Raw genomic sequence first — 20,550 nt, 5'->3', positions numbered from 1 at the left:
TCTGGAAGCAGCGATCACCCCCTTGTATTTAACCCTATCCGCGTTATTCCATTGCTATGGTTGCTGCACAATCCTGGTCGCGTTATCTCATTCCTTATCGTCGAACTCACCTTGTCTTTCCTGTATCGTTGATGGAGGTAGAGCGGCGTTTCGCTTCACAGTTTCAGCAGGAGATTATGTTGACCCGTCGGTCTTATCGGCCTGTGCGTTACCAAGGGCAACTTGATGGCGATCACCTTTTATTAATTGGGCCTTGGGCAAACAAGCGGTGGCGGCTTCGCACAGCAGGAACTCTAGAAGCGGCAGGGCAAGAGACCCGGATTCACCTCACTCTACAGCTATCAATGGAAAATATTCTGGTATTGTTGCCAGTGCTAATTGTCTTTTGTATCATTCTTGCAGGCATAGGGATTGTGGGATTGTGGCCACTAAGTTGGCTTTATTTTGCGACCATCTATTCGTTTCACTATGAGGCCAACAAAGTGCAAGAACTGCTGACTCGAATCGTACTCGATCAATCCCTTGAAGGCTTACTCTGATTTTCCCGAAGAAAAGCGATCGCAGATTTCCTGTTGGTTGGGTTGACGAAGGAAACCCAACAAGCCCAAAAGGGCCTTACTCTCAAACCATTGTGTCTTGAGGGATAATATCTTAATCAGTTCCTGCATTATTCTTGGCTGAATGGTTGCGCCGTTTTTTTAGGTTGGGTTTTGCAAACTCAACCCAATCTAACCAACTCTGTTTGCAGCATAGGTTATCTAAGTTCGGTGATTGCAACCGTTAAGTAGTTCAATTCGATCGCAGCATGCACTTTTTCATCACCAGATAGATCACGAGGCGGCGAAGCCCTTGCAGGCTAACTTGGTTGACTTCGATGATGTTGAAGCAAACTTGAGAATATCCGGTTTGGGCTTGGAGCGGTGCTGTTTGTTGACCTCATACCGCTCGTTGATTTCAATATGTCTGCGACAAAACTCATATTCATCCTGAAAGTCCTGATAAACCTCCTCGTAGGATAAGTGAATATCAAAATGCAACTCTTCGGATTCTAATGCGTTCAGCGTCTCTTCCAGCACTAATGTTCTGGCTTTGATGTGATCGAGCTTGGATTCTCCATACGAATCAAGCAGCTCAAGATGCCACGCCATCGGCGCAAAAGACTTGACGTTAATAGCAAAATCTTTGGTGCCATTACTCCGGATATAGCTGACTACTTTTCCAACCGCTCCGTATGCGTTGAGCCGTTCGAGCTTGGTGTTGGCATGGGCTTCTTTGGGTGAATACAACCAAATATGATCCAGCGTTCTTATTTGCTTCTCACACCCTTTGTAAGGCACCACCTTGACATGTTGCAGTAGAAACGCTGTATCGTCAGTTCTATTAGCCGTTTCCCAGTAGTTCAGGTATCCCTGAAAGCGAACGGTTTGCCCTACCCAGTCGGCAAGCGGTCGACATGCGATCGGTGATGTCTGCATTTTGATACTCCCTTGACCGAGTTTCTTATACGGTTGAAGGGCAACTCGGCTATTTTTCCAGATTGCCCAATTTTAGGGGAGCTATCTTAATAGCGACGGTAGAACTCTACGGCAGAGTCCAAGGTTTTCCCTCGGCTCCAAGGGTGGGATCGAGGTATTCTTTAGGGCCATCCCTCTAGGAAGTCGAGTTCAACAAATTCTGCATCCAAACCTGATCATCCTCCGAAAACGGTGGCGGCGGCGGCGACTGGCTGTAGTCGATGCGGAGGTCATAGCTGGCGCGGTCATAAACGCCTCCGACAATAGCCGATAAGTCTACCAAAACCGAACCATCCGCCGCCTGCAACGGCAGCGGAAAGCAGGGCAACGCCTCCCGCACCGTCACAGCATAAAGTTCAGCGTGGGGACGAGTCTCGGCTCGACTGACTAAAATCCGGTAGTGAGCCAGATTAATCTGCCCCTCCATCGGCAAGGGCGAGTCGCCCCGCAGCAAATCAATTTCCACCAGATGAGAGGCGCTGCCCAAAATAGCTTGGCGTTTCTCTTGATAGACAGTGCGTCCTTTGCCTGAGCGCTTCTTTTTGGGCGAAAGCACTTCGATTACGGTGATTACCGCGTTGCTGCCTACCTCCCGAATCTCAAGGTACCGCTCTTTTACTTCCGTCGGTATGGGCAGGGTCACCGGCTGAACCGCCATAGAACCTGAGGATTGAGCCAAAGGTGAGGGTATGGCCTGCCGAGACAAAACCACCGCATCGGGAATGCCTACCAGCACCTCGCCCCCGTCAGGGGTATCGGTATAGGTGCGAGTCTCAACTTCGACGTAGTAGCGAGGCCGCAGCTGAGGAGCCAGGGCATCTGCCAATGCCACAATCAAACGGCTATGGAACGACGACCAAAACGTCGCCTGCTCCAAGTAGGGATCCATCCCAGGAAAAGGAGAAGGCATAGGCATACACCGTGAACCTGGCGACAAGACTATTTCCTATTGTGGCAAATCAGCTAAAGCCGTAGCCTACCCGCTCAGCCCCGATCAGGCTCGCTGGCCGCACATCAGCCGCTGCTCCGCCGTCACCTCACTGTAGAGGGCTTCTAGGGCAGAAATATTGTCCCGCAGGGTGTAGCGCAGCAGCACCCGCTCGCGAGCCTTGTGTCCCAAAAGCTGAGTAATTTCAGGGTGATCGCGCAAAATGGGCAAAATGGTTTGCAGCTGCGCCGACACCCGCTGGGTATCGAGCACAATGCCCGCCCCTTCGGCCAGCACCTCGCCATCGGCCCCGGCATCGGTGGCAATGCAGGCCGTGCCGCAGGCCATCGCCTCCAGCAGCGACAGCGACAGCCCTTCGACTAAAGACGGCAGTATAAACCCATCCGCCGCCCGCAGAATATCGATGCGGCGCTGCTCGTTGGCCAGGTAGCCTAGCCAGATAATGTCGTTCTCATCGCCGTAAAACCGCTTTAAAGAGGCTTCTAGCGGGCCGCTGCCGACGATCGCTAGCTTGCAGCGGTGGCCCATATCGGCCTGCCGCCAGCCCCGCAGCAGAGCCTCCACATTTTTTTCAAGGGAAATACGCCCTTGATAGACAAATAGCTGCTGGGCGTACAGGTCGGCCTTCACCGCCGATGGCCCCGGCGAGTAGCGACGGGTATCCACCCCGTTGGGAATCACCACCAGCGTAGAGGCGGGTACCCCCAGCTTGCTCAGCAGGTCGCGCTGGAGATCAGAAAAGACAATCACGCGATCGTAGTGGGCCAGACAGGGAGCATAGAGCTGGTAGGTGAGGTGTTGGGTGCCCGAAGTCAGACTCCGCACCCGGCGATCGAAGGCGGGGTGAAAGGTGGCCACCAGAGGAATATTCAGCTCGGCGCAAATCTCTGGCAGCCGAAAGTCTAGGGGCGACAGGGTCAGCGACGCATGGACTAGGTCAGGCTGTAATCGTTCCAGGGCCTCAGCCAGCAATTTGCCCGACTTGAGCGAGGGGATAGTCAGAATCTGAGACTTGAACAGAAAGGGTAATGGCACCTCCTCTGAACGCGGTAGGTGGTCGGCAGCGTGCCCCTCCTGAGGTTGAGCGAAGTGCAAAAAGGTAACTCGATAGCCCCGCTCAAGCAGGGCGTTAGTAACCTCTCTGCCATAGGTAACGTTGCCACAAAAGGGCGTTTTTTTGCCTAGCCACGCGATGTGCATGCCGTGTAGCGATATCCCATTAAACAACCGAAACAAGCGCCAGCGGAACACTGACGCGATCGCGCAGTGCTCAGGGACCGACTCAGGATGAGCATCCGTTACCGAATCGCCTCAATGGGCCGTTTTCTAGCTATCGCCCGGGTCGCTGCACCAATTCGCTAGCCGTTCTAAGGTAAAAAAACGGTGCCTAGCGTGGAACCTAGACCTTTCTCATAGCCGTATCGGCAATATACCAGGTTACAACTCCCCCTAAGCCCACCAAAGCGCCCATACCCATAAAAACGTTTGCCAAACCGAGGCGTGCTTCTACCACGCTAGCCAGGGCCAGAGGCAAGCTAAGGGCAATGTTTATCAAATTGTTTTGCAAGCCAAATACTTTGCCCCGCATGGCTTCTGGCGTTTTTTCTTGAATCAGGGTCTGCATGGGTATACCCACAAAGGCACCACACAAGCCAAGGACGGCAATAATAGCCATTGAGGCCCATAGCTGCTTTGTTGTCCAGGCCAGAGCGACGAGGCATACCGCGATGCCAATCGCTCCCCACAGGCTCAGAAAGCGCCTGGGAAAGCGCGGGCCAAAGTTACCGACCAGCACCGCCCCTAACCCTAGACCCAGCCCGCCCGCCGCCAGCAAAAAGCCAAACTGCGAGGCCTTGATCGCCGGAATCATTTCTGCCAGCCGCACCGCCAGCACCGCCAGCGCCGCAAACACCGATGACAGCAGCACCAGCTGAATAATCGCGACCCGCACCTGCACCTGCTGGCCTAAATAGCGCAAGCCGTCTTTAATGTCAGCCCAAAACTGAGACAAATCTTCATGGGCGGCAGAGAGGGTTTCTTGACCAGGGGCCATTGTCATCAGGCACAGGCCTGCCACCAGGTAGCTGAGGCCGACCAAAATAGCCGGGCCGTTATCAGCAATGCCCAGCATGAGCATGAGCTTATCGGCCAGGGCCAGCAGCGGTTCACCCACCGCAAACCCAACAATGACCGAGGCCATCATGGTAGTGGTGTAGAGGGAGTTAGCCGAGAGTAAATCGCCCTCAGCCACAATCAGCGGAATAATAGACTGCTCCGCAGGCGCAAAAAACTGGGTCAGGGTAGAAATTAGAAACGTCACGATCAGCAGCAGCCAAAAGGCCACCGGCAACCCCAGTACAGTGCCCCAGCCTAAGGTGAGCCAAATGCCGAGGGGCAGCACCATCACCAGCCCGCCGCGCAGCAGATTAGACCAAATGAGCACCGGGCGCTTGGGCCAGCGATCGACAAATACCCCCGCCAGCGCCCCAAACAGCACGGCTGGCACGGTAAAGGCGATCATCACCGCCGCGACCCAGCCGCTAATGGTTTGGCCAGGGGTTTCAAACCGAGCCGCGATGATCGCGATCATCAACACCAGATAGACTTTGTCGGCTAGCTGAGAAAAGAGCTGCCCCGCCCACAAAATTAAAAAATTTCGGTTTTTAAATACAGCCCCAAAACCATTTTCTGTCTTTGGAGGCCCGTCTTCAGCACTCAGCGCCGCCCCCTGATGGTCTGGGGCAGAGTCTATATCTGGGGCAGATTTGTCAGACTCGGCCTGAGGCAAACAGTTTGCCTCAGCAGTATCAGTATCAGCATCGAACTCGCGGAGCATGGGTTAACCAACGAACCAGGGCACTAGGTAGCTCACTACCCAGCAGTTTAAACGGTAGCAAAACAGACATCAACTAAAGTTGCCGACCGGATAGGACGTTCAAAGTAGTCTTGAGTATACTCTCGCAGCAGTCGCTCAACTCGTGACCACAGCTGCTGGCTTTTCTCAGACCCAGCAGAATCTAAGCCGGTGGACAGGCCCACAGGTAGGCCAGTGGGCAGAGTAGAAACAATGTCAGGCTTGCTCAACTGCTGGAGCAAAGCGACATCGGTGGCGGTCAGCAGGGTAGGCCCCTTTTGGCCCTGGCCGTAGCGCCCTGATGCCTCCGCAAGCTGGGGGGAAACGGCAAGCTGCACCAGCCCTCCAGCTTCGGCGCTAAACTCGACTCGCCAGGCGGGGTCGAGCAGGTTGGGCACAATATCGACCCGGCTGCGGGTACAGCGGTGCACCTCGGGGGCCACCCCATCTAGGGCTAGCAGGTGGTACAGCCCGTGGCAAAGAGCCGCCAGCAGCGCTCCAGGAGCAGCGGCTTCAAGGCGCTCTAGGTGCTCTACTAGTACAGTATACAAATCGCTCTGGGCACAGTCGCTCAGGGCCATCAACAGGGCCACCTCTGCCAGGTACTGGCTGGCGGTCAGCCGGCCCAGGTGCTGGCTTAGCTTTGGAAAGGTGCGCAGGGTTTCGGCCTGAATGAGTTTGTCGAGGCGCTTGCCTTTGACCACCAGGCATTCGTTAATGACAAAGAGACCGCTACGCCCCCCCAGCCGCGACTGGTGCTTCCGCGCCCCCGGTGCCACCGCCCGCACCAAACCAAGATCGGGGGTAAGAATGGTGAGCAGGCGATCGCTCTCGCCCAGAGGCATGGCCTTGAGATTGATGCCAATAGTTTTGTAGGTTTGACTCATGGGGCAGCTACAGGGCTAGAGCCTTAGCATAGCGCTCTTAGTAAGGACGGCTTGAGCTTGGCTGGCCAGGCGGCGGACAGAGCCTTTACATTGTATAGAAAATTGAGTCCATTGGACGGACTAAAACACCGAGGCGATCGCTATTTTCCAGCCAAAAAACTCCCCAAATCAGAAATTTGCATTACACTCGAAAAAATTATTTTAGAACTTTATTCTGAAAAATAATTTGAATTTAAAAATACGATAAAATCGATTTTACACTCTAACTTTAAGCGCTCTATGGACTCGACTCGATACACGCGCGGTCAGGACGCCCTAGCTCGAATTCACGGCCATATTGGTGAAGGCGTTATGAACGCACTGGGGGATATTGCCCCCGACTTTGCTCGCCTGATTATTGAGTTTCCCTACGGAGATATTTACTCGCGGCAGGGGTTAACGCCTAAAGAGCGGCAAATTGCCACGATCGCATCCCTGGTTACCCTCGGCAATGCCCCTACCGAATTAAAGGCGCATATTCAGGGCAGTCTCAATGTGGGCTGCACTAGAGAAGAAATTGTTGAGGTGATCATGCAAATGGCAATATATGCTGGTTTCCCGGCGGCGGTTAATGGGCTACTGGTCGCCAAAGATGTTTTTGCAGAGTTAGACAAAGTCTCCCGACCTCAATAGCCCAAAAGATACAACGCCTCTTTTCAAAAAGCACAGCAGCAATCAAACGCTGTAAATATGTCAAAAATTCTCATTTTATTGTCGCCAACAGTTTATTTCAGTCCTCTTTTTTGAGAAGATAAGAGCCATTTCTAAAAGCGCTCTATTATTGAGAAATTCTTCATTGACTTCAACTATGAATCAGGTCTTGATTGTGACCGGCGGCAGCCGAGGCATTGGGGCGGCGACGGCCCGGTTGGCAGCGGAGCAAGGGTACGCGGTGTGCGTCAACTATCGGCATAACCAGGCGGCGGCCAGTACTGTCGTCGAGGCCATTACCCAGTCGGGCGGACGGGCGATGGTCGGAGACCGGCCTCGGGCGATCGCGGTGGCTGCCGATGTCGCCGTCGAGAGCGATGTGGTGCGCCTGTTTCAAACGGTAGATGAGCAGCTGGGCCAGGTAACCGCTCTAGTCAACAACGCTGGCATTTTAGAGCAGCAGCGGCGGGTCGAAGACATCGATGCTGCCCGCCTTGCCCGCGTTTTGGCCGCCAATGTAATCGGTAGCTTTTTGTGCGCGCGCGAAGCGATTCGGCGGATGTCAACTCAGCGGGGCGGGGCAGGCGGAGCGATTGTGAATGTCTCGTCGGTGGCGGCTCGGCTGGGTTCCCCCGGTGAATATGTTGACTATGCTGCCGCTAAGGGCGCGATCGATACGTTCACGATTGGGCTCGCCAAGGAAGTGGCCGATGCAGGCATTCGCGTCAATGCGGTGCGGCCGGGGTTTATTGATACCGATATTCATGCCAGCGGCGGCGAGCCCAATCGAATCGAGCGAGTCAAAGCGTCGATTCCGCTGGGGCGGGGTGGACAAGCGATCGAGGTGGCCAGGGCAATTTTGTGGCTACTCTCAGCGGAGGCATCCTATACAACCGGTTCATTTATTGATGTGGCGGGGGGAAAATAAGCGCAGGCTCTCGGGGGGCGATCGCTCCCACGGGAGCCAGAGTTATAGCCAGAGACACCTGAGTTAGGACATCGATAAGCCTGAAAACGTTCAAACGTTTGAACGCCAGTCTGACAGATGTCCTAACCTGATTGGCTACAGCTATACTGATTAGACGCCGATTCGCCAGTACCAAAAACTTGCCTAACTCCCTGCGCAAAGGCGAGACGAATGCGGTAAGTTTAGGCCTGTGGTTTGGCCTGAAGGTGTCATGGGTTATCAGCGTTTCTTTACAGGGATTGGCCTGGGTTTAGTGCTCAGTGTTTGCCTGGCCTGCTCTCAGCGAGTGCTGCTGTCTGAGCCAGCGGTGCCAACTCCGCCCGATGCTGTAGCTGAGAACATTTCCCCTGAACAGGCCCGCGAAGGTACAGCGGTGGCCGCAGAACTATCTGCCCCTGCTGCCCCAGAACTATCTGCCGTCGCCCAAGAGTGGATAGCGAATGCGACCGGGGGCATGGTGAACCCACCTCGCAAAGACGTGCGGCTAATCGCAATTAGTGACCTCAACAGCGCCTACGGATCCACAGATTACGACCCTGAGGTCGATAAAGCGATCGCCCTGCTGCCCTACTGGCAACCCGATCTGGTGGTGTGCAGCGGCGACATGGTCGCTGGGCAAAAGGCATCCCTCACGCCTGAGCAGATTAAGGCCATGTGGCAGGCCTTTGACGACCACGTAGCGGCTCCTTTACGCGAGCAAAACATCCCCTTTGGCTTCACCATCGGTAACCACGATGCCTCCGGAGCTAGGGGGCCTAACAATACGTTCTTATTTCAGCAGGAACGCGACCTGGCCACAGCCTACTGGACGGCCCCAGAACACAGCTCTGGAGTCAACTTCATCGATCGCACCGACTTTCCCTTTTTCTACACCTTCGAGCAACAGGGCATTTTCTATATGGCCTGGGATGGGTCGTCGAGCCGCATTCCGGCAGACAAACTGGCCTGGGTGAAGCAGGCACTGGCTAGCGATGCCGCTCAACAGGCCAAAGCCCGTATTTTGATCAGCCATCTGCCCCTCTATGGCGTAGCGGTAGGGCGTGACCGACCCGGCGAAGTCATGGAGAACGCCGATCAGCTGCGGACCATGCTAGAGCGCTACAACGTACATACCTACATCAGCGGCCATCAGCACGCCTACTACCCCGGCCACCGAGGCCAGCTACAGCTGCTGCACACGGGTATTTTGGGGTCTGGCCCCCGCCTGCTCATCGACAGCAGTCTGCCCGCTTGGAAGGTGCTGACGGTGATCGACATTGACTTCAACGATCCCGAACTGACCACTTATACGACCTACGACATTCAAACCCTACGCACCATCGAATACGACGAGTTACCGAGGTTTTTAGCCGGGCACAACGGCGTTGTGCTGCGCCGAGACATTAGCTACGACGAATTAGCCCCCGACGAAAAATCCTTCTGCGAACAGCGCCTAGGAAAAACTCTCTGCACCGGAAATCTGCCCTTTCCTAGACCCAGAACCTATGCCGCTTAGGCGTTAGTAGGCCAGTCAGGCAGCGGTCACTGAGCTAATTTTGTGCTATGGTGTGAGTGATATTTGGGCAGTTATGCCCAAGCTTTGCTGTCTGTATATTCGTATGCTGGCAGTTTTTTAATAACTGTGCTGCTATGCAGCCTTAACGACTTTGCCTGGGACAATGGGAGGTGGCTCAAGCGTTCCAGGGCAACCCAACCCAATTTTTGCGGGTCTAGCGGCCTGCCAGATGATTGGTTCACTAGTTCATACCCAAGGAGTAAAGAAGCAATTTCGTATGACTCAAGTCGTTGTAGGTGAAAACGAGGGCATTGAATCGGCCCTGCGCCGCTTTAAGCGGCAGGTCTCTAAGGCAGGGGTTTTTTCAGAAGTTAAGCGTCGTCGCCACTTCGAGACGCCCCAGGAAAAGCGCAAGCGCAAAGCTGTTGCCCGTCGTAAGAAGCGCTACCGCTAAGCTGCCTTGAAGCCGTTTCTAGGCGCTACTGCCAGTGCGGTTACTGATCTTGGCCTGATTTTGGTTTAGTCAAGATCCTGCCTAGAAACCCAAATCAATACCACAAACAGGGGATGCCACTTATCGGTATCCCTTTCGTTTTGCCCTTTTATTTGAGGAGATTACTCCTCAATGTTGGCATTGACCAGGGTGAGCAGGGGGCCAATTTGCTCTTGACCACTGACGGCCAAATCACTGTGGCATAGCACCACCCGTTCAGTCACTCGACCTAACAAATCGCGCAAAATTCGCTCCGGGCGATCGCGGTGCAGATCCTCCAGGTCTTCGGTACGCCAGGGTCGCCCTGTGTAGGTGTTCAAAAATAGGGGATAACCAAACAACAAATCCTCAGTGCCGCCCAGCCAACGGGGCGATCCGGCGTCGATCCAAAAGTGCCAGCGGTGGCGCAGTCGCTGTAGCCGGTACTGATACACAGTGGCGATCGTAATCACCCGCTGGCTGGGGTCAGCCGACTCAACCGGATAGGGATCGGCGGTGACGGTGCCCTGGCGCAGCAGCAGAATGAACCGTTCGAGCGCAGGTTTGAGCAGGTGGGCTGGAGTTGTCCCTAAAGTCGGCGGAATCTGGCGCAGCCGATCTTCGATCGCCCAGTACTGCTGGGCGGTTTCCATCAGTTCCCGCAGGGCGGATAGCTGGTCGGGGGGCAGGTGGCTACCGCCCCAGTAAAAGGTCTGAATGGCCCGATCTAACACGCTGACTACCCCTAGGGTCAGGCGGCGCTGGCGCTGCTGGCGCTGTTGCTCAATCCACTGGCGCAGGCGAGTATAGGCTTCGGTGGCTTTGTAGCCCAGCCGATCCCAGCGATCGAAGCGCTCGACGGGCAGCAGCTCGGGCTGCTCTAAGCCGGGCTCAAAGCAGTGGTCGACCAGCAGCTCGGCCCGCACCGGGTCAATCTGAACCGACTCAAACCAGGGGCCAGCCTCTGGGGCCTGGGGAATTTGGCTGAGTACCAGCAGCATTTCAGCCACGGTTTCAGCATCGGCCAGCCGACCCAGCCCAGGGTAAACAAAGCTCAGCAGCGTGAGTAAGGCCCGCACCAGCGGCGAGTGAATCACCGGGCGCTGGTCGTTGAGCGAGGCCACGGGCAGCCCGCGACTGGTCAAAATTTCAGCTAGGGTGTAGCGGGCGATCGCATCTAATCCTGGGCCAATAATCGCCACCTCGTGGGGGGCCGCCTGCCCGGTCTTAACCACCTCAGCCACCCGTTCTGCCGTCTGCCGCAGCAGCTCTCCCCGCGACACCGTTTGCAGGGTTTGAAAACAGGGCAGGGGTTCGGGTAGGGCCATGGGGTCCATGACCCACTGCACCACCTGGTCGCCCCAGCGATACCCCAGGGAGTCAGCCGCCGGTTCGGGTCGCTGCACTACCTGGCACTGAGGCTTGATCTGCTGCTCCAGGGTGTCGGGGTTGGCCCCCATGCCCAGCCGCCCTTTGCCGTAGCGGTTCCAGGTGATCGCCACCGGTCGGGCCTGGTCGATAAAGACCTGAAGCCACTGGGCTGCGATCGCCGGGTACTCGTCTAGGTCATCGACAAAGACGCCGCCGTAGCGAGCCAGCAGCTTTTCCTGGTAAAGCGGATGGGGCAGCAAATGCCGCCAGTACAGCTCGGTCATGACCCCGTAGGTCAGCAGGCTGCGTGCCAGGCACCAGTCACGCCAGTCCACCACGGCCTCACCGATCGCCTGCCACACCGCTTCGGGGGCATACCCCGAGGGAATCCCTTTGGGCAGCAGCACCGGCAAATCTTCGGCGGGGATACCCGATGCTGCCGCCATTTGCAAAAAATCGAGCGATCGCCGCACCGTTTGGGCTTCCCGCCAGCCCTCGACGGTCATGGTGCCATCGAGCATTTTCTCTTGCCACAGCCCGGTGGTTAGTTCTTGCTCATTTTCAGGCCGCAACCGCAGCGGAAACTGCGGTAATAGCCCCAGGCTATTGACCAGCAGCGGCCAAAACAGCGTTACTTCGTCTTGAATAAATCCGTTAGGGGTGGTGGTAACCACAGCATACTCGGGAGCCGAATCGGCTAGACGGGCTGCTAGTCGCAAGCGATTATCACCATTAGCCGCAAAAATTAAGTAGCTCTGCCCCAGTTCCAGGGGTGGTCCCAAGTCGCCGCGAGTCCCAGGTGCAGCGACAACCTGGTCGAGCAACCAGGCGGTTTTGCCGCTGCCTGTTGCACCTTCAAGCCACCGGGGCCAGTCTGCCATATCACCCCAAAAGAAGCACTCTGCCTACTCTAGCTCTGAGTTTCACCCAAAAGTGACCTGAGACTCCCAAAGCAGCTGTCTCAGGTCACTTAATTCCTGGCTGACTCAACAAGTCAACGAGGGATCAGGCTACGAAACCGAGACTGCCACCACCATCAGCCCGGCTACTAGCGCCAGCCCTAGACCACCCAAAATCAAGTAGTTGCGCTTTTGAGATGCGCTAGGCGGCTCAGCCTCGTACATCTTAGGCTCGGTGGCAAAGTTGTTAAGGCGACCGCCCTCTTCGGTGGTGTAAGGCATGACTAAAAGTCCTTCTTAAAAATTGACTAACCTTAAAAGAAGGTTACCTGATGAGGGTACCAACTGGGTACCCCTCGTGATCCCCAATCGGCCCAGAGGAATAACTCTAGGGAGATAGGCCGAAGGAAATAGGCCAATTTAGGCCACAATCGGCTGGCGAGGAGCTAAATTGAGGGCGATCGGCTGTCCTACCTCAGGACTTAGAACCTGAGTCGCTAAGCCCTTTTGGGCGATCGCAGCCTGTAGCGCCTGAGGATTACCAATTGCCTTTAGCCAGTTAATTAAGACGCCGCTGTAGGTTACTGCACCAGCATCGGCGGTGGGCAGCACCACCTGCGGCTGTAGCCAGTCCACCAGTTCCAACGCGCCCTTTTGACCCCGAATAATAGGGCCAACCAGCGGCAGGGCTAGGTCAAGCACCGGTGTAATCACCACATCTACCGGGCCTTCTTGCTTGAGTTCTGGCTGGTGAAAGCCGTGGGGCTCATAGAACAACGACGTTCCGGTAATTCGATCGCGCAAGATGTAGCCGTTTTCAGTCCTCATAGGCCCCATCGGGGTACCGGGCACAGCTTTGATCGTAACTTGATCAGACAGAGTAAAAGTTTCGCCATGGTTTAGGGCGGTGACCTGGCTGTAGCCCAACTCTTCAGCCACCTTGGCCGCGCTGGGAGACCCGACGACTGGTATGGCGCGATCGAGCGCCTTTAGGGTCGGCGGGTGAGCGTGGTCTTCCAGCCCCTGGCTCAGCAAGATCAGATCAATGGCCTCGGGTAGAGGTCTGGGCTGGGGGTGCTCACCCTTAAATAGCCAGGTCTGCTGCCCAAATACCAGTTCACCCACCAGCCAGGGGTCAACCAAAATACGCTGCCCTCCCAGGGTCAGCAGCCAAGAATTACTGTCGAGCCAAGTCACATCCATGGGCAGGGCCTTTATAAGAGCAGCTTCTGGCATTGTAACGGATTCTTTACATAGGTAGAATTGACGGCTGTGAGGGGGCATTCGCTCAGCTACCAATTGCAGAATTGTGCTTTGACCCAGTCTCAGTTCTATGTTCTATTCTGCAAATATCTCCTGAAATTGTACAAATGCGCTGATCCCCGTATAATCCATTTTGGTTTGAGGGTTAACATTCACTGCCGTTCTGCCACCGTCTAGTTCTGCCTATGGCCCGTCTTTGCATCAAGCCCTACACCGTTCTGATTACGGCAACCGGCAAGGCCCCGATTACGCTGAGACTGCGTCCGGTGCCGCTAGTGATGAGTTTAGGGGTGCTGGTGGGGCTACCAATCGCCTGGATTGGAGCCCTGCTGTACCAAAACGTGCAGCTTGCCCAGCGCAACCAAAATTTGTCGGAAACCGCCAGCGAAGTGCTGACCGAGCTAAACGCCATTGGCAACGAAATTGAGGTGCTTAAGACCCGGGCCGGATTGCCCGACGAACAGTCTGAGAACACGCGTCTGCCCAGCGCTGATAAAATCCCACCTCGGGGTGGCGTTGCTGAAGCGGCCCCGGCCGAACTGATGTTGGATGAGGCTCGGCGGCAGTTGCCAGGGATAGAGAAGATGCTCTCGATCGCCGTCAAGCCTGCCCTGGAGCAAACCCTGGAGTCTGAGGCGGAACAGGCCGCCGCCTTTCCCAATGGCCAACCCATTGCTGGCAAGGCCGATGTTTCGTCGGAGTTTGGTCTGCGCCCCAACCCCTTTGGCACTCGCAGCTACGAAATGCACGAGGGCATCGACTTTTCCGGGCCGGTGGGCAAACCCATCTTGGCCACCGCCGAGGGAGTTGTCGTCAGAGCCGACTACAACGGCGGCTACGGCAACCACGTCAAAATTGACCACGGCTACAACTACGAAACTCTCTACGCCCATATGTCAGAGATCGAGGTCAAAATCGGCGATCGCATCCAGCGGGGCGACGTAGTGGGCTACTTGGGCAGCACCGGCCGGTCGTCGGGACCGCATCTGCACTACAGCATCTACCGCAACGGGCAGGCGGTGAATCCTCGCTATTATTTGAAGCTTGAGGAAACTAAATAAACCAAATCCAAGTCCAGAAGTGGAGTTTTGCCGGTGGAAAACCCCAGATCCTGAGCTGGACTTGGCATAGTAGGATCGGTAAAACTACCTGGGCCAGCGCTGGCATTACCGAATCTATGGGCAACACCTTTGGGCACTTATTTCGCATTACCACCTTTGGCGAATCTCACGGCGGTGGGGTAGGGGTGGTAATAGACGGCTGCCCCCCGCGCCTGGCCATCTCTGCCGAAGAGATTCAGGCCGAGCTAGACCGCCGCCGCCCCGGCCAGAGCAAAATTACCACCCCGCGCAAAGAGAGCGATCGCTGCGAAATTCTCTCTGGGGTGTTTGAGGGCCAAACCCTGGGCACGCCCATCTCCATTCTGGTCCGCAACGAGAACACTCGCCCTCAGGACTACAGCGAGATGGTGACTACCTACCGGCCCTCCCACGCCGATGCCACCTACGATGCCAAGTACGGCCTGCGCAACTACCAGGGCGGCGGGCGATCGTCGGCGCGAGAAACGATTGGGCGGGTGGCAGCAGGGGCGATCGCCAAAAAGATTCTCCAGCAAGTCGCAGGCACCGAAATCATCGGCTACGTCAAGCGCATTCAAGACCTAGAAGGCACCATTGACCCGGCCACCGTCACCCTGGAGCAGGTCGAAAGTAATATCGTGCGCTGCCCCGACCCCGTTGCGGCCGAGCGCATGATCGACCGAGTTGAAGCCATTCGTGACCAGGGCGACTCAATTGGTGGTGTGGTGGAATGTGTGGCCCGAGGCGTTCGCATCGGCTTGGGTTCTCCCGTGTTTGACAAACTGGAGGCCGACTTGGCCAAGGGCGTCATGTCCTTACCCGCCAGCAAGGGTTTTGAAATTGGCTCTGGCTTTGCCGGTACGCTGCTCACCGGCAGCCAGCACAACGACGAATTTTATACCGACGAAACCGGCACCCTGCGCACCCGCACCAACCGCTCGGGCGGCACCCAGGGCGGCATTTCCAATGGTGAAAATATCATCATTCGCGTCGCCTTCAAGCCCACCGCTACCATTCGCAAAGCCCAAAATACCGTCACCAACACGGGCGAAGCCACTGTGCTAGCCGCCCGAGGTCGCCACGACCCCTGCGTGCTGCCCCGGGCCGTGCCCATGGTCGAAGCGATGATGGCTCTGGTGCTGTGCGACCACCTGCTGCGCCACCACGGCCAGTGCGAGCTGTTCTAGCAAAACCACCGGCATGAAGATCACCGGCTTAAACCAGGTTCCCGAAGAGGCTGTCTCCCACAACCCGGCGATTAAAAAGCGGGTGCTGCTGCGATCGCACGATCTGCCCCACCTGACAAATTTTGCCCAGGCCCGCTTTGCCCCTGGTCAAGTCGCCAACGGCCATAGCCATACCGATATGGCCGAGGTCTTTTTTGTCGAATCGGGCCACGGCACCATCACCATCGACGGCCAACCCTACCCCCTCACCCCCGGCACCTGCATTGCGGTAGAACCCACCGAATACCACGAAGTCGCCAACACCGGCACCAAAGACCTCGTTCTGACCTACTTCGGTCTCCAAATTTAGGGACAAACCTAGATTTTGAATTGGCGATTCATACAAACCTTGAGTACCTACCCCCAATTGACTAAGGACAAACGACCGTTTGCCCCTACGGGATACCTGTTTTGCGCTGGGGTTGTTGAACTCGGACTTGGCATCAGCCTGAGCCGTATTCCCAGAGCATAGGTTTCACTTTCTCATCTTCCTCACACCCTCACCTACCTATTCACTCACCGCTCCCGCTGCAAATACTCGCCCAATCACTTCCTCTACGGGCGGGTCGCTAACGGTTAAATCCTGCACGTCCAATTCTCCCAAGAGCTGGCTTACGGTCTGAGTCAGCGCTTCGCGGCGCACGATCAATCGGGCGGTGCAGCCCTCCAGCGACTCTAGCTCACCGTAACGGCTGAGGGTAGCGGCATCACAGTTCGTAGCCAGGTCTACGGTTACTTCTCGGTAGGGGGCAAAGCGATCGAGCAGTCCATCCAGGCTGCCGTCATAGATTAGCCGCCCCTGGTAAATCAGCAGCACCCGCCGACACAGGGCAGTAATGTCGGTCATGTAGTGGCTGGTCAGCAGAATGGTGGCCTGGTAGCGGCGGTTGTAGTCGCGCAAAAACTCGCGCACCGCCACCTGGGCATTGACGTCTAAGCCCAGGGTAGGTTCATCGAGAAAGAGCACCTGGGGGCGGTGTAGTAGAGCCGCCATCATTTCGGCCTTCATGCGTTCGCCCAGGGAAAGCTTGCGCACCGGCTGATTGAGCTTGCCTTGAAGGGAGAGCATCTCGGTCAGCTCATCTACCCGATAGCGAAATTCTTTGTCGGAGAGGCCATAGATGGCCGCATTGATGCGCAGGGAATCGAGGGCCGGTAGATCCCACAGCAGCTGCTGTTTCTGCCCCATCACCAGAGTAATATCCTGCAAAAAATCGGCTTGCCGCTGAAAAGGCACCTGATCGCCCACCCGCACAGTACCGTCGGAAGGGTGAATAAGCCCAGTTAGCATCTTGAGTGTGGTCGTTTTGCCAGCCCCGTTCGGCCCCAAAAACCCCACCATTTCCCCTGGCTCAATGTGAAACGATATTTTTTGGACCGCTTCTACCATGCGGTACTGGCGGCGAAAAAAGTGCCGCAGGGTGCCCCCCAACCCCGATTCTTTCACGGCTACGGGGTAACGCTTGCTGAGCTGGTTGACATCGATGCTGGGCATAAAAACCGGGCGAAGGTTGACGGCAGATAGATCACGAGACCGGTGAGGGCCATAAATTTAACTTTACCGCCAACCACTTCTTCCAGGTATTTCCGTTACCTAATCGCTTTATCAGCCCCCGCGCTTTATCGGACTGAGGCTGACAGCTCACAAATTAACGCAAGCCGTCAATCAGTTACTTAGTCCAGTCACTTAGTAATGAGGGGGAGGAGGTAGCTATATCTAGCCTCAGCCATTTCGTTAAGGCCTAGCTAACAACCCGGCGCAAAAAGTGAAGGCGCTCATTCAGCCCCATGGTGTTTAGACGGGTCAGTAACGTCTGGGTTCTAACAGATCCGTCTTGGCAGGTGGCCAGGGGCAGACGACTGGCCGGCATCAGGTGAAACAGGCGATGCCAGAAGGCCAGCTTCATGTTGATATTGAGCGCTTGGTAGGCGACCGTAAAGCGAGTATCTGCCCCGGCCAGAATGTCGCGCAAGACCGCAGCTTGATCGTTGCGATCGAGCTGCTGAATCTGGCTGAGCAACTGCTGCACCGCCTGAGAAAAGAGTGCTACTGGGGCGATCGCCGCAAAGGCCTGGCCCAGCGTGTCGTAGGTCTGCCAGAGCACGGCTATTTTGCAGTCTACATCAACCGCTTCAAAGGATTGAACGGTTTGCTCAAACTGAAGGCGAACATCAATAGCAGTCATGGTGGGTTCCTCAAGGGGTTTGTTATAGGTGGAAGTAGAAATGCGACAGCACGAGCCAAGGCCTGCTGTCGAACTCGTTGCGATCGCGGGTAGTAAAACTATCCGCTCTTAGTTTTTGGAGCTAAAACAATGTCTTTAAGGTTTCGAAGCGAAAAAAGAAGAGGGAAGGGGGATCAATATAATCAGTTTTGTCGTCTGTTTATATTGATCCCTGCCCTTTTTGAATAAAGAGCGTTTCTTCCAAGTTTCTTTTGATTTAAAGCTTAGCCAGGACAAACGGCAGTGCGTATCCTCCCCAAGATAAGAAAATTTCGACCAGCTAGTGGATTGTTGACCAAGCCGCAGCCATTGTCTTTTAAGATTTAGTTACATAGATAGGCTGTCAGACTGACAGATGCGGTTACTGTAAGGTCAATCTCGCTCAGGCCATTGGTGGAAGTGCTGTTCTCTAGAGGTATGAGGGCAATTCTGATGTTCAAACGTAAACCGGCTCCGTTATTGACCTATCTGAGTCAAAAAACCGAGTTTGAAGGGGTGCTCCACGCCGAAGGAATGCTGCGGGTAGACGGCGTTATCCACGGCACCGTCGATATCAAAGGCGATCTCGAGATCTCCTCTTCTGGGCTAATCGAAGGGCCAGAAGTCAGGGCTCAAAATATCGTGGTTCAGGGGGTGCTTAAAGCGCGGGTCTATGCCGAAGGCAAGCTCACGCTCAGCCGCACGGCCCGCTTAGAGGGCGACGTAGTGGCTGGTGCCCTAGAAATCGAGCCAGGAGCCTACTACACGGGCTATATCGAGACCCGTGATGCTAAATCGCTGCCCCCAGCCCGAGAGGTGCCCGAACTCTACGGCACTACCGATCTCTAGACCGAGCGTGAGGCCCAAGGCCGTCAGTCGCGCATAAGCCAGGTGACGACTACCAGGGCTATGCCTCCCAGCAGCCAGGGCGACGGCACCAGCAAATTGCCCAGATGCGTCAAGCTATCGACCGTCTGGGCGATCGCCCAGGTGCCCGCTATACAAATCAGCAGCAGGATCAGTTCCATCGCTGGTGCCTCCTTCGGCCATCATTTGACCATCACTAGATGAGCTGCAACCGATCGATTGGTGTCGCTAGAGACAGTTTCAACTTCTGTCTATTATGTCGGTCAGTTATGGTGGTTACCCAGCACCATAGAACTGAACTGTAGAAGACGGGGCACGACGATGAAGACTCAACGGCAGGGGGCAATGGCCCTAGCAGTAAGCTTAGCAATGGGCGCTGTGGTAGCTCTACCGACCCTGGCTCAGCAGGTCAATTTTGAGTCGTTTACGCTATCTGAGTCTGCCCCTGCAGCCAGTGTTAGCGGCTTCACCAACGGCATTTCTGCGCTGTCTAATATAGCTGGACGCGATCGCAATGGCATGATTTGCGCTGGCTTTGCCGACACCAATCCCGACCACACTATGGACCTACAGCAAGACCTCGCGGCCCTCACCCTTCAGGTCAACAGCGGCGGTAACGACACCAGTTTGCTGGTGCAGGGGCCAGATGGCAGCGTCCGCTGTGGTGAAGACAGCGATCGCCGCAACCCCGATGCCCGTATTCAAGACCAAAGCTGGCCAGCCGGCACCTATCGCATCTGGGTAGGGTCTCACAACCAGGGGCAGCGCTACAGCTATTCCCTCAGCGTCAGCCCGTAGTTAGGGAAAAGATTTCACCCAAGCAATCTCGCCTGAGAGTAGATGTTAGCCGAGGGCAAGCCCACGCTACGATGGTAAAGCTGCCATTAACCTCATTGCCCGTGTTCAAGACTCTGCTTGCCGACTTCCGCATCGTTTTCGAGCGTGACCCAGCGGCCCGCAATTGGCTAGAGGTCTTAACCTGCTACCCCGGCTTCCATGCCCTGGCGCTGCATCGTTTCAGCCACTGGCTTTGGCACCTGGGCCTGCCGTTAGTTCCTCGCTTAATTTCCCACTTGGCTCGATTTTTAACCGGTATAGAAATTCATCCTGGCGCAACTATCGGCAGGGCGGTCTTCATTGACCATGGTATGGGCGTGGTGATTGGCGAGACTGCCATTATTGGCGACTATGCCCTGATCTATCAAGGCGTTACCCTGGGCGGCACCGGGAAAGAAATCGGCAAGCGTCACCCTACCCTGGGGGATAACGTCGTGGTAGGAGCTGGCGCAAAAGTACTCGGCAACATCTACGTAGGCCACAACGTGCGGATTGGGGCTGGCTCTGTAGTGTTGCGAGAGGTGCCTTCCGACTGCACCGTAGTTGGGGTACCTGGGCGGGTTGTATACCGCGCCGGAGAACGGGTCGACCCCCTAGAGCACGGCAGCCTGCCCGATTCTGAGGCCCAGGTCATTCGGGCACTCCTCGATCGCATAGAGTCCTTAGAAAAAGAGGTACAAGCGATTGGTCAAGCTCGCCTTCAGCCAGTACTGGTCGGGGCAATAGACGTTAAAGACAACACCTATTGCCGTCTGCAAGATCGAGTCATTGAAGAATTTCTCGATGGCAGCGGCATCTAGCCCATCACAGCGCAAAGGGAAATGGGCACATCCGCTTAGGGATATGCCTTACCCCTGTTAAGGTGATCATTCGTACTAGTGCGGTCAATTGGATAAGCTAAAGACGTTACCCCTGGCCGCTTAGAGTCAATGAGTTAGCGTCCCATGATAAACGCGCTATTCGAGCAATTTGTTGA

Annotated in this window: 22 protein-coding genes; 11 read left to right on the top strand and 11 right to left on the bottom strand. The window is 55.7% G+C overall.

Annotation, left to right across the window (positions count from 1 at the left end; translation table 11 throughout):
* Positions 1-56: 56 nt before the first annotated feature.
* A complete protein-coding gene (locus IQ273_RS06270; protein WP_194022316.1) occupies positions 57-539 on the top strand; it encodes a hypothetical protein in 483 nt (160 codons plus the stop codon).
* A 291-nt stretch (positions 540-830) separates the two neighbouring features.
* Here the strand turns inward: IQ273_RS06270 and IQ273_RS06265 are convergent, their stop codons facing one another.
* From IQ273_RS06265 to recO, 5 genes are all read right to left on the bottom strand, one after another.
* A complete protein-coding gene (locus tag IQ273_RS06265) occupies positions 831-1,475 on the bottom strand; it encodes a hypothetical protein (RefSeq protein ID WP_194022315.1) in 645 nt (214 codons plus the stop codon).
* Between the two features lie 175 nt (positions 1,476-1,650).
* Positions 1,651-2,424: a DUF4058 family protein gene (locus tag IQ273_RS06260; RefSeq protein WP_194022314.1), complete on the bottom strand. Its 774-nt coding sequence runs from the start codon at positions 2,422-2,424 to the stop codon at positions 1,651-1,653.
* Positions 2,425-2,508: 84 nt separating this feature from the next.
* Entirely contained in the window at positions 2,509-3,663 is a 1,155-nt protein-coding gene (locus IQ273_RS06255; protein WP_194022313.1) for a glycosyltransferase family 4 protein, read from the bottom strand.
* Positions 3,664-3,862: 199 nt separating this feature from the next.
* Positions 3,863-5,299 (bottom strand): MFS transporter, encoded by a 1,437-nt coding sequence (locus tag IQ273_RS06250; RefSeq protein WP_194022312.1) that lies wholly within the window; start codon positions 5,297-5,299, stop codon positions 3,863-3,865.
* 47 nt (positions 5,300-5,346) lie between these two features.
* On the bottom strand, positions 5,347-6,204 hold the full coding sequence (gene recO / locus IQ273_RS06245) for a DNA repair protein RecO (protein ID WP_194022311.1): 858 nt from the start codon (positions 6,202-6,204) through the stop codon (positions 5,347-5,349).
* Between the two features lie 279 nt (positions 6,205-6,483).
* Between recO and IQ273_RS06240 the strand changes: the two genes are divergently transcribed.
* The 4 genes from IQ273_RS06240 (at position 6,484) to rpsU (ending at position 9,810) form a co-directional block, all read left to right on the top strand.
* Positions 6,484-6,876 carry a carboxymuconolactone decarboxylase family protein gene (locus tag IQ273_RS06240; protein WP_194022310.1) on the top strand — a complete coding sequence of 131 codons (393 nt, stop codon included), beginning with the start codon at positions 6,484-6,486 and terminating at the stop codon, positions 6,874-6,876.
* A gap of 175 nt (positions 6,877-7,051) precedes the next feature.
* Positions 7,052-7,822 (top strand): SDR family oxidoreductase, encoded by a 771-nt coding sequence (locus IQ273_RS06235; protein WP_194022309.1) that lies wholly within the window; start codon positions 7,052-7,054, stop codon positions 7,820-7,822.
* 250 nt (positions 7,823-8,072) lie between these two features.
* Positions 8,073-9,356 (top strand): metallophosphoesterase, encoded by a 1,284-nt coding sequence (locus IQ273_RS06230; protein WP_194022308.1) that lies wholly within the window; start codon positions 8,073-8,075, stop codon positions 9,354-9,356.
* Positions 9,357-9,633: 277 nt separating this feature from the next.
* Entirely contained in the window at positions 9,634-9,810 is a 177-nt protein-coding gene (gene rpsU, locus IQ273_RS06225) for a 30S ribosomal protein S21 (RefSeq protein ID WP_026072900.1), read from the top strand.
* 161 nt (positions 9,811-9,971) lie between these two features.
* On the opposite strand, the gene IQ273_RS06220 is transcribed toward rpsU, so the two are convergent.
* From IQ273_RS06220 to IQ273_RS06210, 3 genes are all read right to left on the bottom strand, one after another.
* Entirely contained in the window at positions 9,972-12,080 is a 2,109-nt protein-coding gene (locus IQ273_RS06220; RefSeq protein WP_194022307.1) for a hypothetical protein, read from the bottom strand.
* A 129-nt stretch (positions 12,081-12,209) separates the two neighbouring features.
* On the bottom strand, positions 12,210-12,380 hold the full coding sequence (gene psb34, locus IQ273_RS06215; protein ID WP_194022306.1) for a photosystem II assembly protein Psb34: 171 nt from the start codon (positions 12,378-12,380) through the stop codon (positions 12,210-12,212).
* 138 nt (positions 12,381-12,518) lie between these two features.
* Positions 12,519-13,301: an MBL fold metallo-hydrolase gene (locus IQ273_RS06210; protein WP_194022305.1), complete on the bottom strand. Its 783-nt coding sequence runs from the start codon at positions 13,299-13,301 to the stop codon at positions 12,519-12,521.
* Positions 13,302-13,546: 245 nt separating this feature from the next.
* On the opposite strand from IQ273_RS06210, the gene IQ273_RS06205 reads away from it, so the two are divergent.
* The 3 genes from IQ273_RS06205 (at position 13,547) to IQ273_RS06195 (ending at position 15,976) form a co-directional block, all read left to right on the top strand.
* The gene (locus tag IQ273_RS06205) at positions 13,547-14,422 is read left to right on the top strand and encodes a M23 family metallopeptidase (RefSeq protein ID WP_194022304.1); all 876 of its coding nucleotides are present in this window, start codon (positions 13,547-13,549) and stop codon (positions 14,420-14,422) included.
* 116 nt (positions 14,423-14,538) lie between these two features.
* On the top strand, positions 14,539-15,627 hold the full coding sequence (gene aroC, locus IQ273_RS06200; protein ID WP_194022303.1) for a chorismate synthase: 1,089 nt from the start codon (positions 14,539-14,541) through the stop codon (positions 15,625-15,627).
* 13 nt (positions 15,628-15,640) lie between these two features.
* The gene (locus tag IQ273_RS06195; RefSeq protein ID WP_194022302.1) at positions 15,641-15,976 is read left to right on the top strand and encodes a cupin domain-containing protein; all 336 of its coding nucleotides are present in this window, start codon (positions 15,641-15,643) and stop codon (positions 15,974-15,976) included.
* Between the two features lie 198 nt (positions 15,977-16,174).
* On the opposite strand, the gene IQ273_RS06190 is transcribed toward IQ273_RS06195, so the two are convergent.
* Both IQ273_RS06190 and IQ273_RS06185 read right to left on the bottom strand, forming a co-directional pair.
* Positions 16,175-17,161, bottom strand: a complete 987-nt coding sequence (locus tag IQ273_RS06190) for an ATP-binding cassette domain-containing protein (protein ID WP_194022301.1) — start codon at positions 17,159-17,161, stop codon at positions 16,175-16,177.
* 247 nt (positions 17,162-17,408) lie between these two features.
* Positions 17,409-17,852 carry an orange carotenoid protein N-terminal domain-containing protein gene (locus IQ273_RS06185; protein ID WP_194022300.1) on the bottom strand — a complete coding sequence of 148 codons (444 nt, stop codon included), beginning with the start codon at positions 17,850-17,852 and terminating at the stop codon, positions 17,409-17,411.
* Between the two features lie 471 nt (positions 17,853-18,323).
* On the opposite strand from IQ273_RS06185, the gene IQ273_RS06180 reads away from it, so the two are divergent.
* Positions 18,324-18,719: a polymer-forming cytoskeletal protein gene (locus IQ273_RS06180; RefSeq protein ID WP_194022299.1), complete on the top strand. Its 396-nt coding sequence runs from the start codon at positions 18,324-18,326 to the stop codon at positions 18,717-18,719.
* A gap of 23 nt (positions 18,720-18,742) precedes the next feature.
* On the opposite strand, the gene IQ273_RS06175 is transcribed toward IQ273_RS06180, so the two are convergent.
* Entirely contained in the window at positions 18,743-18,898 is a 156-nt protein-coding gene (locus IQ273_RS06175) for a hypothetical protein (protein ID WP_194022298.1), read from the bottom strand.
* A 160-nt stretch (positions 18,899-19,058) separates the two neighbouring features.
* Between IQ273_RS06175 and IQ273_RS06170 the strand changes: the two genes are divergently transcribed.
* Both IQ273_RS06170 and cysE read left to right on the top strand, forming a co-directional pair.
* Entirely contained in the window at positions 19,059-19,535 is a 477-nt protein-coding gene (locus IQ273_RS06170) for a hypothetical protein (protein WP_194022297.1), read from the top strand.
* Positions 19,536-19,636: 101 nt separating this feature from the next.
* The gene (cysE, locus tag IQ273_RS06165) at positions 19,637-20,374 is read left to right on the top strand and encodes a serine O-acetyltransferase (protein ID WP_194022296.1); all 738 of its coding nucleotides are present in this window, start codon (positions 19,637-19,639) and stop codon (positions 20,372-20,374) included.
* Positions 20,375-20,550: the final 176 nt, after the last annotated feature.

Source organism: Nodosilinea sp. LEGE 07298 (assembly GCF_015207265.1).
Lineage (GTDB): Bacteria > Cyanobacteriota > Cyanobacteriia > Phormidesmidales > Phormidesmidaceae > Nodosilinea.
The sequence above is the reverse complement of the archived record's forward strand: the minus strand, read 5'-3'. Positions and strand labels throughout refer to the sequence as shown.